This is a genomic window from Pseudomonas sp. CROZ-RG-20F-R04-15 (assembly GCF_022662375.1).
Taxonomy (GTDB): domain Bacteria; phylum Pseudomonadota; class Gammaproteobacteria; order Pseudomonadales; family Pseudomonadaceae; genus Aquipseudomonas.
On the sequence record NZ_JAKNQL010000026.1, the window covers coordinates 48,996 to 63,291 of the forward strand.

At 58.6% G+C, this 14,296-nt stretch carries 14 protein-coding genes; all 14 read left to right on the plus strand.

Translation table 11 applies throughout. From position 1 onward, the window contains the following. Positions 1-8 precede the first annotated feature (8 nt). The 14 genes from flhF (at position 9) to L8H52_RS26135 (ending at position 14,224) form a co-directional block, all read left to right on the plus strand. Positions 9-1,349 carry a flagellar biosynthesis protein FlhF gene (gene flhF, locus L8H52_RS26070; RefSeq protein ID WP_242209462.1) on the plus strand — a complete coding sequence of 447 codons (1,341 nt, stop codon included), beginning with the start codon at positions 9-11 and terminating at the stop codon, positions 1,347-1,349. A gap of 116 nt (positions 1,350-1,465) precedes the next feature. Next, complete coding sequence (gene fleN / locus L8H52_RS26075) at positions 1,466-2,296, plus strand: flagellar synthesis regulator FleN (RefSeq protein ID WP_003222917.1); 831 nt, start codon at positions 1,466-1,468, stop codon at positions 2,294-2,296. After that, positions 2,293-3,033: an RNA polymerase sigma factor FliA gene (gene fliA / locus L8H52_RS26080; RefSeq protein ID WP_007920004.1), complete on the plus strand. Its 741-nt coding sequence runs from the start codon at positions 2,293-2,295 to the stop codon at positions 3,031-3,033. Before fleN ends, fliA begins: the two co-directional genes overlap by 4 nt. A gap of 166 nt (positions 3,034-3,199) precedes the next feature. Beyond that, positions 3,200-3,571: a chemotaxis response regulator CheY gene (locus L8H52_RS26085; RefSeq protein WP_161986607.1), complete on the plus strand. Its 372-nt coding sequence runs from the start codon at positions 3,200-3,202 to the stop codon at positions 3,569-3,571. Positions 3,572-3,589: 18 nt separating this feature from the next. Further along, entirely contained in the window at positions 3,590-4,378 is a 789-nt protein-coding gene (locus L8H52_RS26090; RefSeq protein ID WP_007920000.1) for a protein phosphatase CheZ, read from the plus strand. A 54-nt stretch (positions 4,379-4,432) separates the two neighbouring features. Then, positions 4,433-6,700 carry a chemotaxis protein CheA gene (locus tag L8H52_RS26095; protein WP_242209463.1) on the plus strand — a complete coding sequence of 756 codons (2,268 nt, stop codon included), beginning with the start codon at positions 4,433-4,435 and terminating at the stop codon, positions 6,698-6,700. Between the two features lie 49 nt (positions 6,701-6,749). Beyond that, a complete protein-coding gene (locus L8H52_RS26100; protein WP_242209464.1) occupies positions 6,750-7,886 on the plus strand; it encodes a chemotaxis response regulator protein-glutamate methylesterase in 1,137 nt (378 codons plus the stop codon). Beyond that, positions 7,886-8,626: a flagellar motor protein gene (locus tag L8H52_RS26105; protein WP_016987476.1), complete on the plus strand. Its 741-nt coding sequence runs from the start codon at positions 7,886-7,888 to the stop codon at positions 8,624-8,626. Before L8H52_RS26100 ends, L8H52_RS26105 begins: the two co-directional genes overlap by 1 nt. A 12-nt stretch (positions 8,627-8,638) precedes the next feature. After that, complete coding sequence (gene motD / locus L8H52_RS26110) at positions 8,639-9,529, plus strand: flagellar motor protein MotD (protein WP_064390875.1); 891 nt, start codon at positions 8,639-8,641, stop codon at positions 9,527-9,529. A gap of 43 nt (positions 9,530-9,572) precedes the next feature. Then, positions 9,573-10,361 carry a ParA family protein gene (locus L8H52_RS26115; RefSeq protein WP_007919990.1) on the plus strand — a complete coding sequence of 263 codons (789 nt, stop codon included), beginning with the start codon at positions 9,573-9,575 and terminating at the stop codon, positions 10,359-10,361. Between the two features lie 2 nt (positions 10,362-10,363). After that, positions 10,364-11,323, plus strand: coding sequence for a CheW domain-containing protein (locus tag L8H52_RS26120; RefSeq protein WP_242209465.1), 960 nt, complete (start codon positions 10,364-10,366; stop codon positions 11,321-11,323). Between the two features lie 89 nt (positions 11,324-11,412). Next, the gene (locus tag L8H52_RS26125; RefSeq protein WP_007919980.1) at positions 11,413-11,898 is read left to right on the plus strand and encodes a chemotaxis protein CheW; all 486 of its coding nucleotides are present in this window, start codon (positions 11,413-11,415) and stop codon (positions 11,896-11,898) included. Further along, positions 11,899-12,294, plus strand: coding sequence for a DUF2802 domain-containing protein (locus tag L8H52_RS26130; protein WP_242209466.1), 396 nt, complete (start codon positions 11,899-11,901; stop codon positions 12,292-12,294). A 283-nt stretch (positions 12,295-12,577) separates the two neighbouring features. Further along, positions 12,578-14,224, plus strand: a complete 1,647-nt coding sequence (locus L8H52_RS26135; protein WP_242209467.1) for a hypothetical protein — start codon at positions 12,578-12,580, stop codon at positions 14,222-14,224. The last annotated feature ends 72 nt before the right edge of the window (positions 14,225-14,296 follow it).

Below are 14,296 nucleotides of genomic sequence, written 5' to 3' on the forward strand. Positions count from 1 at the left end.
AGTGGTTTATGCAAGTTAAGCGTTTCTTTGCCGCCGATATGCGTCAGGCCATGAAGCTGGTTCGTGATGAGCTGGGCGCTGATGCCGCCATCATTGGCAATCGCCGCATTGCCGGCGGCGTCGAGCTGACGGCGGCACTGGATTACAAACTGTCGGCGCTGGCACCACGGGTTCCGAACATGGAACTCGAAGACGAACTGCGCAAGACCCAGTCGCGCATCGTTACCGCTCAGGCCGAACTGAGCCTGCGTGGCGAAGCCGACGGCAATAGCAATCGCCAGATCTTTGCCGGGCTGCCGTTGACGGCCGGCCTGCCGCTGACCGCTGCCGAACCGCTGAGCGAGCCGACCTACGCCGCTCCGGCGCGTCCGGCCCCGGCGCCTGCGCAGTCCTCCGGCGGTGTTGATCCGCGTGCACTGGATTCGATGCGTTTTGAATTGAACAGCCTGCGCGAGCTGATGGAAGTTCAGCTCGGCACCCTGGCCTGGAATCAGCTGCAAGGCAGCCGTCCGGCGCAAGCCAACCTGTATCGCCGTCTGCAACGTATCGGTCTGTCCGGCCCGTTGTCGCGCGATCTGCTGGCAATGACCACTGACATCGAAGAGCCGCGTCAGGCCTGGCGCATGCTGCTCGCGCACCTGGCGCGGATGATTGCCGTACCGGAAGTCGAGCCGCTGGAAGAGGGCGGTGTGATTGCCATGGTCGGCCCTGCCGGCATGGGCAAGACCACCACGCTGGCCAAACTGGCCGCGCGTTATGTGCTGAAGTACGGCGCGCAGAACGTCGCGCTGGTGAGCATGGACAGCTTCCGCATCGGTGCGCAGGAACAACTGAAGACGCTGGGCCGCATTCTCAATGTGCCGGTGACTCACGTCGATCCGGGCCAATCGCTGGTGCAAGCGCTGGATCCACTGCTGCGCAAACGCGTGGTATTGATCGATACTGCCGGCCTGCAGGCCAGCGATCCAGCTCTGCGCATGCAGCTGGAAAGTCTGGCCGGACGTGGCATTCGTTCAAAAAATTATCTGGTCTTGGCAACCACCAGCCAGAAACAGGTTCTAACCGCCGCTTATCACAGTTACAAGCGTTGCGGGCTAGCCGGCTGCATCCTGACTAAACTGGATGAAACGGCCAGCCTTGGCGAAGTGTTGAGCCTGGCGATCAGTCATGAATTGCCGGTCGCGTACCTGACCGATGGCCCACGGATTCCGGATGATTTGCATCTGCCGCGCCGTCATCAACTGGTCAGCCGCGCCGTCAGCGTGCAAATGCAGGAAGAACCCAGCGAAGAAGCCATGGCTGACATGTTCGCTGATATCTATCACAGCCCGACCAAGCAGGTAGGCTGAGGTATTCATGAACAGTTTTTGTACCTACATCGATGGTCTGCCATGCATTGTTCCGGTTGTGAACGCGCAGCCAGTAATGTGGCCTCCGTCTATGCAAGACAAGGTAAAGAAATAACATGGGCAGCATGCATCCCGTACAGGTGATCGCGGTGACCGGCGGCAAAGGTGGCGTCGGCAAGACTAACGTGTCAGTGAACTTGTCTCTGGCGCTGGCAGAGCTTGGCCGTCGGGTCATGCTGCTGGACGCCGACCTGGGACTGGCGAACGTCGACGTTTTGTTGGGGCTGACCCCTAAACGCACACTGGCTGACGTCATTGAAGGCCGCTGCGAGCTGCGCGACGTGCTGTTGCAAGGCCCCGGCGGCATTCGCATCGTCCCGGCCGCGTCCGGCACCCAGAGCATGGTTCACCTGAGCCCGGCGCAGCACGCCGGCCTGATTCAGGCGTTCAGCGACATCGGCGACAATCTCGACGTATTGGTGATCGACACCGCTGCGGGTATTGGTGACTCGGTAGTCAGTTTCGTTCGCGCAGCCCAGGAAGTGTTGCTGGTGGTCTGCGACGAGCCGACTTCGATCACGGACGCCTACGCGCTGATCAAACTGCTTAACCGCGATTACGGCATGAACCGCTTCCGCGTCCTCGCCAACATGGCGCAGAGCCCGCAGGAAGGGCGCAACCTGTTCGCCAAGTTGACCAAGGTCACGGATCGTTTCCTTGACGTCGCTCTACAATATGTCGGCGCCGTGCCTTACGACGAAAGCGTGCGTAAAGCGGTGCAGAAGCAGCGCGCGGTGTACGAAGCCTTTCCGCGTTCCAAGTGCGCGCTGGCGTTCAAGGCGATCGCGCAGAAGGTCGACACCTGGCCGCTGCCCGCCAACCCGCGTGGCCATCTTGAGTTTTTCGTCGAGCGCCTCGTGCAGCAAACGGCAGGGCCCGTGCTATGACCGCTAGCGGTATGAACTACTACAAGAAGTCGGCACGCGACGCTCAGTACGAGCTGATCGAGCGTTACGCGCCGCTGGTCAAACGCATTGCCTACCACTTGCTGGCACGCTTGCCGGCCAGTGTGCAGGTCGAAGACCTGATTCAGGCCGGGATGATTGGCCTGCTCGAAGTCTCGACCAAATATGACGCCAGCAAAGGCGCCAGTTTCGAAACGTACGCGGGCATTCGAATCCGCGGCGCGATGCTCGACGAAGTGCGCAAAGGGGACTGGGCGCCACGCTCGGTTCACCGCAATACCCGTATGGTCAGCGACGCAATTCGCTCAATTGAAGCTAAAACCGGCCGTGACGCTAAAGATCACGAGGTTGCAGCCGAACTCCAATTGAGTCTCGACGATTACTACGGGATTTTGAATGACACCTTGGGCAGTCGCCTGTTCAGTTTCGACGACCTGTTGCAGGACGGCGAACACGAAGGGCTGCACGAGGATGGCGCGAGTGCTCATCTTGAGCCGTCACGCGATCTGGAAGATGAACGTTTCCAGGCAGCGTTGGCGGACGCGATTGCCAATTTGCCGGAGCGTGAGCGACTGGTGTTGGCGCTGTACTACGACGAAGAGCTGAACCTCAAGGAGATCGGTGAAGTCCTTGGCGTCAGTGAATCGCGGGTCAGCCAGTTACACAGCCAGTGCGCGGCCCGTTTGCGGGGGCGTTTGGGGGAGTGGCGAGCGCGCTGAAGGCAGTGTGGGGACACTGCGAACGAGGCTGGTGCGGTGGTGAACGGCACCGGTCTTGCTCTGTTGTGCTCCAGACAGTCTTCGAGTGCTGCGCCGATTGATTGAAGTGGCGCGTCCAGGTGCTGGGCGCGTTTAAGACTGCTTGGAGGTCGAATTGAACAAAGACATGAAAATCCTCATCGTTGATGACTTCTCAACGATGCGGCGGATCATCAAGAACCTGCTGCGTGATCTTGGGTTCACCAACACCGTCGAGGCTGACGATGGCGTGACTGCCATTCCAGTGCTCAACAGCGGAAGCATCGACTTTCTGGTAACGGACTGGAACATGCCGGGCATGACCGGTATCGACCTGCTGCGTCACGTGCGTGCCGATGAAAAGCTCAAGCACCTGCCAGTGCTGATGGTGACTGCAGAAGCCAAGCGCGAGCAGATCATTGAAGCCGCTCAGGCCGGTGTAAACGGCTACGTAGTCAAACCTTTCACGGCTCAAGCGTTGAAAGACAAAATCGAGAAGATTTTCGAACGCATCGGCTGATGAACGCGCGGGGGAGCTATGGAGCATAACGAATCTTCACAGGGCGATTTCGAGTCGACCCTGAAAAAACACGCGGTCGAACTGGTCGAAAGCCTTGAAAAAGGCAGGTTCGGCGACGCTGTGCAACTGATCCATGAGCTCAATCAGACCCGTGACCGTGGCCTGTACCAGGAAGTGGGCAAGCTCACACGTGAATTGCACAGTGCGATCGTCAACTTCCAGATCGACCCGAACATGCCGCAGGCCGAGGAAGTGTCGCAAATCACCGACGCCACCGAACGCCTGGGCTATGTGGTCAAGCTGACGGAAGCCGCGGCCAACCGCACCATGGATCTGGTGGAAAGCGCCACGCCGGTGGTCAACAGTCTGGCTGATGAAGCGCAGACCTTGAGCGCCGATTGGGGGCGCTTCATGCGTCGCGAGGTCGGGGCTGAAGAGTTCCGTGAACTGGCGCGCCGGGTCGACGGTTTTCTGTCACGCAGCAGCACGGACAACCGTGCGGTGTCGAGCAATCTCAACGACATCCTGCTGGCCCAGGATTACCAGGACCTCACCGGTCAGGTGATCAAACGTGTGACCCAACTGGTCACCGAAGTCGAAAGCAATTTGCTCAAACTCGTGCTCATGGCCAGTCAGGTCGACCGCTTTGCGGGCATCGAACATGACCGCGCCGCGATGCTTGCAGAAAAAGATCCACAAAAACATCTCTCGCAGGGTGAAGGTCCGCAGATTCATGCCGATAAACGAGAAGACGTTGTGTCCGGTCAGGACGATGTGGACGATTTGTTATCCAGCCTCGGGTTCTAGTGTTTTGGAATTTTAGGTTTTTTGGGTTTTTAGACCTGTAGGAGCACCCCATTAATGAGCTTCGGCGCCGATGAAGAGATCCTTCAGGATTTCCTGGTTGAGGCCGGCGAGATTCTTGAGCAACTGTCCGAACAACTGGTCGAGCTGGAAAGCCGTCCGGATGACGCAGATCTGCTCAACGCAATTTTTCGCGGTTTCCACACTGTAAAAGGGGGCGCCGGCTTCCTTCAGCTCAACGAGCTGGTGGAGTGCTGTCACATCGCCGAAAACGTGTTCGACATCCTGCGCAAGGGTGAGCGTCGCGTTGATGCAGAACTGATGGACGTTGTCCTCGAAGCACTGGACGCGGTGAACAGCATGTTCACTGAGGTTCGTGAGCGTGCACCGATCACCGCTGCCACCCCGGAACTGCTGGCCGCCCTGGCGCGCCTGGCCGAACCGCAAGCGGCGGACGAAGCCCCGGCTTCGCCAGTGGCTTCGATGATCGAAGAACTGGTCGTCGAAGGCGACTCGGGCGACATCACCGATAACGAATTCGAACAACTGCTGGACTCGCTGAACGCCGTCAAGGCCGAAGCCGAAGCCCCGGCTGCTGCTGCGCCTGCGCAAACGGCCGCTGAAGCCGCGAGCGATGAAATCACCGATGCCGAGTTCGAGTCGTTGCTCGATCAGTTGCACGGCAAGGGCCAGTTCGCGGTGGACGCGGTTGCGCCAGCGGCGGCAGCCCCTGCGGCACCGGCCAAGGGCGACAGCTCGGACATCACCGACGACGAATTCGAAGCATTGCTCGATCAGTTGCATGGCAAGGGCAACTTTGCCGTCGATGCGCTGGAATCGGCGATTGCCTCGGCACCTGCGCCAGCCGCACCGGTTGCTGCGGCGGCCGGCAGCGATCTGATCAGCGATCACGAGTTCGAATCGCTGCTCGACGAATTGCACGGCAAAGGCAAGTTCTCCGAAGTCGGCACCGCTGCTGCTGGCAGCGCTTCGACCGTCGCCACGCCGGCTGCCAAGGCACCGGCCGCTGCTGCAGCGCCCAAGCCTGCCGCCAAGCCTGAGCCGAAAGCCGAAGCGCCGAAACCGGCCGCCGCTTCTGCACCGGCCCCGGCCCGTGCGCCGGCGACACCGCCACCGGAAAAACCGGCGAGCGAAGCCGAAACCACCGTGCGCGTCGACACGGCACGTCTCGACGAAATCATGAACATGGTTGGCGAGCTGGTGCTGGTGCGTAACCGGCTGGTGCGCCTGGGCCTGAACAGCGGCGATGAAGCCATGCAAAAGGCCGTGTCGAACCTCGACGTGGTCACGGCTGACTTGCAGACCGCCGTTATGAAGACGCGGATGCAGCCGATCAAGAAGGTCTTCGGGCGCTTCCCGCGTCTGGTTCGAGATCTGGCGCGTCAGCTGAAGAAAGAGATCAACCTGGAACTGGTGGGTGAAGAAACCGACCTCGACAAAAACCTTGTCGAGGCCCTGGCCGACCCGCTGGTCCACTTGGTGCGCAACGCTGTCGACCACGGCATCGAGTCGCCGGAAGAACGCGAAGCGTCGGGCAAGGCCCGTGGCGGCCGTGTAGTTTTGGCTGCCGAGCAAGAGGGTGACCATATCCTGCTGTCGATTTCCGATGACGGCAAAGGCATGGACCCGAACGTCCTGCGTGCCATCGCGGTAAAACGCGGTGTGATGGACAAGGACGCGGCCGATCGCCTGAGCGATACCGAGTGCTACAACCTGATTTTCGCCCCGGGTTTCTCGACCAAGACCGAGATCTCCGACGTCTCCGGCCGTGGTGTCGGCATGGACGTGGTGAAGACCAAGATTTCCCAGCTCAACGGTTCGATCAACATCTACTCGACCAAGGGCCAAGGCTCGAAGATCGTCATCAAGGTGCCGCTGACCCTCGCGATCATGCCAACCCTGATGGTCATGCTCGGCAATCAGGCGTTTGCGTTCCCGTTGGTCAACGTCAACGAAATCTTCCACCTCGACCTGTCGACCACCAACGTCGTCGATGGTCAGGAAGTGGTGATCGTGCGGGACAAGGCGCTGCCGTTGTTCTACCTCAAGCGCTGGCTGGTCAGCTCCGCCGCTCACGAAGAGCAGCGTGAAGGCCACGTGGTGATCCTTTCGGTGGGCACTCAGCGGATCGGCTTCGTCGTCGATCAACTGGTCGGTCAGGAAGAAGTGGTCATCAAGCCATTGGGCAAAATGCTGCAGGGCACTCCGGGCATGTCCGGCGCCACCATCACCGGTGACGGCCGCATCGCGCTGATTCTCGATGTTCCAAGCATGCTCAAGCGTTACGCCGCACGGCGTATTTGAATCCGGGGCGGCGGGGCGACAACGTCCCGCTGCACCTAATGGAGTGTTTATGGCAGTCAAAGTCCTGGTGGTGGACGATTCGGGTTTTTTCCGCCGCCGCGTCTCGGAAATTCTTTCTGCGGATCCGAGCATTCAGGTGGTCGGCACTGCAACCAATGGTAAAGAGGCGATTGATCAGGCCCTGGCACTCAAGCCGGACGTGATCACCATGGACTACGAGATGCCGATGATGGACGGCATCACGGCGGTGCGGCACATCATGCAGCGCTGCCCGACCCCGGTGTTGATGTTTTCCTCGCTGACCCACGAAGGCGCCCGGGTAACGCTGGACGCGCTGGACGCCGGCGCGGTGGATTTCCTGCCGAAGAATTTCGAAGACATCTCGCGCAATCCCGAGAAGGTCAAGCAACTGCTGTGCGAGAAGGTCCATAGCATCTCGCGCAGTAACCGTCGTTTCAGTGCTTACAGCGCGCCTGCGCCAGTGGCTGCTCCTGCGCCTGCACCGACCCCGGCTGCATCCAGCTTCAGCAGTCACAGCACCAGCGCACCAACGCGTCCGGCTCCAGCACCGGCACCAACTCGCGCCCCGGCCGCCAGCGCTTCGTCGCCCGCGCCGAAACGCAAAGCCTACAAACTGGTTGCCATCGGTACCTCGACGGGCGGCCCGGTGGCCCTGCAACGCGTGCTGACGCAGTTGCCGGCGAATTTCCCGGCGCCGATCGTGCTGATCCAGCACATGCCGGCGGCGTTCACCAAGGCTTTTGCCGAACGTCTCGACAAGCTCTGCCGCATCAGCGTCAAGGAAGCCGAGGATGGCGACATCCTGCGTCCGGGCCTGGCGTTGCTGGCGCCGGGTGGCAAGCAAATGATGATCGATGGCCGTGGCGCGGTGAAAATCCTGCCGGGCGATGAGCGTCTGAACTACAAGCCGTGCGTGGACATCACCTTCGGTTCTGCGGCGAAATCCTACGGCGACAAAGTTCTGGCGGTGGTATTGACCGGCATGGGCGCCGACGGCCGTGAAGGCGCGCGTCTGCTCAAGCAGGGCGGCAGCGCGGTGTGGGCACAAGATGAGGCAAGCTGCGTGATCTACGGCATGCCGATGGCCATCGTCAAAGCCGACCTCGCCGACGCGGTGTACAGCCTCGACGACATCGGCAAACACATTGTCGAGGCGTGTATCTGATGGATGTTTTAAGCCTTATCGGGATCATCATGGCGTTCGTCGCCATCATCGGCGGTAACTACCTTGAGGGTGGTCACCTCGGTGCGCTGGCCAACGGCCCGGCGGCATTGATCGTACTGGGCGGCACCATCGGTGCCGCACTGCTGCAATCGCCGATGAGCGCGTTCAAACGCGCCATGCAGATCCTCGCCTGGATTCTGTTTCCGCCACGGGTCGATCTGGCCGGTGGCATCGATCGCGTCGTCAACTGGAGCCTCACCGCACGCAAGGAAGGCCTGTTGGGCCTGGAAGGCGTGGCGGATGCCGAGCCCGACAATTACTCGCGCAAAGGCCTGCAACTGCTGGTCGACGGTGCCGAGCCGGAAGCGATCCGCAGCATCCTCGAAGTGGATTTCTACACCCAGGAAGCGCGCGACATCGAGGCGGCAAAAGTCTTTGAAAGCATGGGCGGCTATGCGCCAACCATCGGCATCATCGGTGCGGTCATGGGCCTGATCCATGTGATGGGCAACCTCGCGGATCCGACGCAACTGGGCAGCGGCATTGCCGTGGCGTTTGTCGCGACCATTTACGGCGTGGCCAGTGCCAACCTGGTGTTGCTGCCAATCGCCGCCAAGCTGAAGTCAATCGCGTTGCGGCAGTCGCGTTATCGCGAAATGTTGTTGGAAGGGATCCTGTCGATCGCCGAAGGTGAAAACCCTCGCTCCATTGAGTTGAAGCTGCAAGGCTTCATGGATTAAGGGAATAACCTCATGGCTCGTCGCAGGCATCAGGAAGAACACGTCAATCACGAGCGCTGGCTCGTCTCCTACGCGGATTTCATCACGTTGCTGTTCGCGTTCTTCGTGGTGATGTACTCGATTTCGTCGATCAACGAAGGCAAGTACAAGGAAATTTCCGAAGCGCTGGTCGGCGTCTTCAAAGACTCCGACCGCGCGCTCAAACCGATCCAGATCGGCGACGAGCGGCCGAAAACCGTGACCCCGGCCAAGCCGCTGGTCAAGGACGCCGAGCAGATCGACGCCGGTATCGCCGGCGCCAGCGATCCGCTGAAAAGCATCGCCGATGACATCAGCGCGGCCTTCGGTGACTTGATCAGCTCCAACCAGATGACTGTGCGCGGCAACGAGCTGTGGGTCGAGATCGAACTCAACTCCAGCCTGTTGTTCGGCAGCGGCGACGCGATGCCAAGCGACATCGCCTTCAACATCATCGACAAGGTCGCGGCGATTCTGAAACCGTTCGACAACCCGATCCACGTCGAAGGCTTTACCGACGATCAACCGATCCGCACCGCGCAGTACCCGACCAACTGGGAGCTGTCCTCGGCGCGTTCGGCGAGCATCGTGCGCATGCTGGCGATGCAGGGTGTGAACCCTGGCCGATTGGCATCGGTGGGTTACGGTGAGTTTCAACCGGTCGCCAACAATGCTACCGCTGAAGGCCGGGGGAAAAACCGCCGGGTTGTTCTGGTGGTCTCGCGCAATCTCGATGTGCGCCGCAGCCTCACGGGCACCGGAACCGCTAATGCGCAACCGGATGCTGCGTTGAAGCGGGCTGGCACACAAACTGCACCGACCCCGGTCAAGACGCCGGGACGCGAGAGTGCCGTCAATTCTCCGTCACCCGCATTAACACGCTGAGCTATGTCTCGGTCGAGCATATCGGCCGGGAGGAACGAACTGAATGAGAGTCTGGGCAGTCGCCAATCAAAAGGGTGGTGTCGGTAAAACCACATCCTCCATCGCTTTAGCCGGATTGCTGGCCGAGGCGGGCAAGCGCGTGGTTGTGGTCGATCTCGACCCGCACGGCTCGATGACCAGTTATTTCGGTTACGACCCCGACAGCCTGGAACACAGCAATTACGACCTGTTTCTGCACAAGGGCAGCGTGCCGCAAGGCCTGCCGGGGCAGTTGCTGTTGTCGACCAGCGACGAACGTATTTCCCTGCTGCCATCGAGCACCGCACTGGCGACCCTTGAGCGGCAGTCGCCGGGGCAGAGTGGCCTCGGTCTGGTGATCGCCAAGAGTCTGGCGCAACTGTGGCAGGACTTCGATTACGCAGTGATCGACAGCCCGCCGTTGCTCGGCGTACTGATGGTCAACGCCCTCGCGGCGAGTCAGCAACTGGTGATTCCGGTGCAGACCGAACACTTGGCCGTCAAAGGTCTGGAGCGCATGGTCAACACCTTGGCGATGATCAACCGCTCGCGCAAACAGGCGCTGCCGTTCAGCATCGTACCGACCCTGTTCGATCGCCGTACGCAGGCATCGATGCATACCTTGCGTGTGCTGCGCGACAAATTCCCGGAAGAGATCTGGCAGGGTTACATCCCGGTCGATACCCGTCTGCGCGACGCCAGCCGAGCCGGTGTCACGCCTTCGCAATTCGACGGCAAGAGCCGAGGCGTGCTGGCCTACCGCGCGCTGCTCAAGCATCTGTTGGCGCAACAACTTGTTCCGCAGGTGGCGTGAGCATGAATCGCCCGGTCAAACTCACCTCGCGTCCGCAATTGGCGTTGCAGTCTTATCTGGATAATTTGCTTCAGGAAATTCCTGAGGAGCTGCCGCCGGTCATTGAGGCGCAGCCTGAAGTTGTGGCAAGCACCGAGGCGCTGGACGAGTTCCAGGCGGCGGTACTGGAAGAGCAGGCCCGTGACGCACAGAAAGCGGCCAAGCCTGCTGCACCGGTTGTTGCGCCTGCCGTTGCACCTGTGGCGAAAGCGCCGGTGGCAATGATCGAAGAAGCCGAGCCGGTTCGCGCGCCAGTCTCGACACTGGCACCGCTGCTGCAAACCCAATTGCTGAAAACCGCGCCGGAACCGGCAGTGGTCGAACCGGCCCTAGCTCCGGTTGCACCCGCGCCTGTCGAACAGACGCTGGTCCCGCCGCTGGTGGAGGTGCACCTGCCGCCTAACAACACGCCGCCACCGGTGGAAACCGATGGTCGCCCGGCCTGGGCCTCTGAAGCCTTCGAATGCCTGCTGTTCGACGTCGCCGGCCTGACCCTCGCGGTGCCACTGGTCTGCCTGGGTTCAATCTATTCGCTGGCCGGCCACGAGCTGACGCCATTGTTCGGTCAGCCGGAATGGTTCCTCGGGATCCTGCCGAGCCAGGCCGGCAATCTGAAAGTGTTGGACACTGCGCGCTGGGTCATGCCGGATCGCTATCGCGATGACTTCCGTCAGGGCTTGCAGTATGTGATTTCGGTACAAGGTTACGAGTGGGGGCTGGCGGTGCATCAGGTCAGCCGCTCGTTGCGTCTGGACCCGAATGAAATCAAATGGAGAAGTCACCGGGGTCAGCGGCCATGGCTCGCCGGCACCGTGATTGAGCACATGTGTGCATTGCTTGACGTTTCCGCACTGGCCGAGTTGATCGCCAGCGGTGGGGCAAAGCACCTGAGCGGCCACAAGCCGCTACATAAACCGACATAGCAGCCGACATAACAATCAGGCGACGGCATTGTTGAATGCCGCCACACAGAACACACACCGCCCAGAGCGGTTTTTTCGAGGGGTAGGGTATGAGTAGTCAGGCGACGAATGCAAAAGGTTCTGAAGATCCGATCCTGCAATGGGTAACCTTCAAACTGGATAACGAAACCTACGGCATCAACGTGATGCGCGTTCAGGAAGTGCTGCGCTACACCGAGATCGCTCCGGTGCCGGGCGCGCCAAGCTACGTGCTGGGCATCATCAACCTGCGCGGTAACGTGGTCACCGTGATCGACACCCGTCAGCGCTTCGGCCTGAACAGCGGCGAGATCAGTGACAACACCCGTATCGTCATTATCGAAGCCGACAAGCAAGTCGTCGGCATCATGGTCGACAGCGTGGCCGAAGTGGTTTACCTGCGTCAGTCGGAAATCGAGACGGCGCCGAACGTCGGCAACGAAGAGTCGGCCAAGTTCATCCAGGGCGTGTGCAACAAGAACAACGAGTTGCTGATCCTCGTCGAACTCGACAAGATGATGAGCGAAGAAGAATGGTCGGATCTGGAGAACATCTGATTGATTCTCGAGGTTGCGGTCATTGTCCTGTTCCTCTTCTGGGCAGGCACGCTGGCAATGTTTGTGTCGTACATCAAGGCGCAGCGGGTAATCGCTGCGCAACAGGCCCAGGGCGATGCGCTGCGTGATCAGCGCATCAAGGACCTGGCCAAGCGTGTCGACGATTACCAGAACGGCAACGTGCGCATGGGCGAAGCCCTGCACGAACTGCGTGCGGTCGTCAGTCCGTTGCCGGACAAAATCGTTCAGCTGGAACAGCGCGATCCATCCAGCCTGTCATTCGCCCAGGCGGCGAAACTGGTGGGTATGGGCGCCAGCGTTGATGAACTGACGCAGTCCTGCGGGTTGACCCAGGCTGAGGCAGAGTTGATGCGCAAACTACATAAAGGCAGCTAAGAGCTTCGAGCTTCGAGCTTTTAGCGGCAAGCAAGATCAAGAGATCGCAGCCTTCGGCAGCGCCTGCATCGGGTTTCGCGTTTCACTGTACGCGTTGCCGAAGGCTGCGATTTTTTGGCTTCCAAGGTTCAATGATCATTCTTGCGCGTTGAAGTTGACAATGAGTTCAATGTTCAAAGTTGAGAACCATTCGTCGGGACTGTCAGATCTGACAGTAGATTTGGATTTATAGCGCTCGACATACTCACAATCAATCCAATCCAATTTGATTGTGAGTTTGAATATGAAGTATTTATTGCTTTTAATTGTCTGCTTTAGCACCGGCGTCAATGCTATGTCAGGCCAGGCATTAGTGACGGAATTGAATGCCAGATATACCAGCAATGTTGCTCAATGTTTGAATGGCTCGCCCGCATATCACTGTTCAGGTGTGCTCTTGCGAGCGGTGGATTACAGCACATTTTTCAAGTTCTGGGACTATGGTTCAAAGGCAACCTTGCTCGGTTCTGTCGCATTTACTTATATTCGCTCTGATGTCGGCAGCGCAACATTCAACGGGAACAGGAAAAGCGGTTTTATCCTGAAAGATCAAATTTCGGCACTGGCTGAAGGTAAAGCACTTAATGTGCGATGTATATTTCCCTTTCCTACGGAATCACTCGATGTGCGTGCAGACCACGGTTGTGGATTCGCACCAAAGGTTGAGGACTCCGATGTGGATCTGGCCAACTGCGCAAAGCTGGCAGTTCCGGCAACAACAGCCGCGACCTGGTTGAGGAACTTTCAGGAACATGCATCTCTGCCGAAGAATCAGTGTTCGTTGAGCACAATTGTCGCTGGGCAGTTCAAAGCCAGCCTTGAAGCGCACGAACTTGTGGATGCGGTGTGGACTGCCAAGCCCACTGAAGTTCTGGTTCAGACATGGGATGAGAGTAAACCTGAGAAACTTCCCATAGAAGCAGTTTTCTATGATTCAACTGTACCCGCCAAACTGGCAGATGCGCAGAAATTTCAGAGAGACTATTATCTCGAAACGTCTTTGTATGTACCTGTTGTAAAGATAAATCTGGCAGCTGCAAACAAAGAAATATTCAGTTTTGATGTGAAGGATCAGCAATTTGGCCAGTTGGTTGCCGAACGACTGAATGCGCATTACAACAATCTTTCTAATAACTGCAATGGCAAGGCTGCTTATTATTGTAGCGGTGTCATCGTTCGAACGACTGGTGCAAAACCTGCGTACCACGCCTGGAATCCGAGTCCTAAAGCAATTGAGAAAAATGGTGTTCCTTTCTCCTACCTGCGTAAGGATTTGGGAATAACCATATTGGCGTGGGGGGATCTTCATGGGTTCATTTTCAAGGACTTCGCTACGGCCGAGCGACTCGAGACCTTCCCAATAAGTTTGCTGTGCTCCTTTCCCACTGATGCGGCAAGCTGGTATCGAGCAGGCACCGGGGGATGCGGCCCTCACAGCTCTTATCCGATTACCAGTCGATCTTGCCCCGAAGAAGGTGTAACAACGCTTGAACAATGGAAAGTGCATTATCGGGCGGTGGCCGGAGGGGGACAGTGGTCGAATAGAAATAAACATCAATGTGGTTTGACATCAAGCGTCGAGCAGTTCGCAATAAGCCTTCAGGCACGAGATCAGTTTGAACCACCCTCGGGAGAGCGCCCATACCACAATGAAATAATCCTCTCTTTATGGCCGCAGGATATTCCGCAACAACTGCCGCTCTATGCTTTTTTCTATCTGCAGAATCAAGCCGGTGGCGCCGGGGTGACGGGGGCGAAATATATGCAAGAAGATTACTTTAAGGTGACTGGCGGGCTGTTGCCTGTCATTAGAATAGACTTGAGTGAGGGGGCAAGTCCGGTGTTCAGTTATCACCAGGAGGACCAGATTATAGAGCAGTTTGGTAATTGAGTGCTCGTTCGGGTGTTGCTCGGAAGGACAAAATATGGAATGTAAGTTAACTTGCATTCCATATATTTATTG

Excerpts from the sequence above, each read along its gene's own strand:
- L8H52_RS26115 (WP_007919990.1), top strand. The coding sequence starts at position 9,573 with ATGAGAGTCTGGGCAGTCGCCAATCAAAAGGGTGGTGTCGGTAAAACC.
- L8H52_RS26125 (WP_007919980.1), top strand. The coding sequence starts at position 11,413 with ATGAGTAGTCAGGCGACGAATGCAAAAGGTTCTGAAGATCCGATCCTG.
- fliA (WP_007920004.1), top strand. The coding sequence starts at position 2,293 with ATGACCGCTAGCGGTATGAACTACTACAAGAAGTCGGCACGCGACGCT.
- motD (WP_064390875.1), top strand. The coding sequence starts at position 8,639 with ATGGCTCGTCGCAGGCATCAGGAAGAACACGTCAATCACGAGCGCTGG.
- L8H52_RS26135 (WP_242209467.1), top strand. The coding sequence starts at position 12,578 with ATGAAGTATTTATTGCTTTTAATTGTCTGCTTTAGCACCGGCGTCAAT.
- L8H52_RS26105 (WP_016987476.1), top strand. The coding sequence starts at position 7,886 with ATGGATGTTTTAAGCCTTATCGGGATCATCATGGCGTTCGTCGCCATC.
- flhF (WP_242209462.1), top strand. The coding sequence starts at position 9 with ATGCAAGTTAAGCGTTTCTTTGCCGCCGATATGCGTCAGGCCATGAAG.
- L8H52_RS26100 (WP_242209464.1), top strand. The coding sequence starts at position 6,750 with ATGGCAGTCAAAGTCCTGGTGGTGGACGATTCGGGTTTTTTCCGCCGC.
- L8H52_RS26090 (WP_007920000.1), top strand. The coding sequence starts at position 3,590 with ATGGAGCATAACGAATCTTCACAGGGCGATTTCGAGTCGACCCTGAAA.
- fleN (WP_003222917.1), top strand. The coding sequence starts at position 1,466 with ATGGGCAGCATGCATCCCGTACAGGTGATCGCGGTGACCGGCGGCAAA.
- L8H52_RS26120 (WP_242209465.1), top strand. The coding sequence starts at position 10,364 with ATGAATCGCCCGGTCAAACTCACCTCGCGTCCGCAATTGGCGTTGCAG.
- L8H52_RS26095 (WP_242209463.1), top strand. The coding sequence starts at position 4,433 with ATGAGCTTCGGCGCCGATGAAGAGATCCTTCAGGATTTCCTGGTTGAG.
- L8H52_RS26085 (WP_161986607.1), top strand. The coding sequence starts at position 3,200 with ATGAAAATCCTCATCGTTGATGACTTCTCAACGATGCGGCGGATCATC.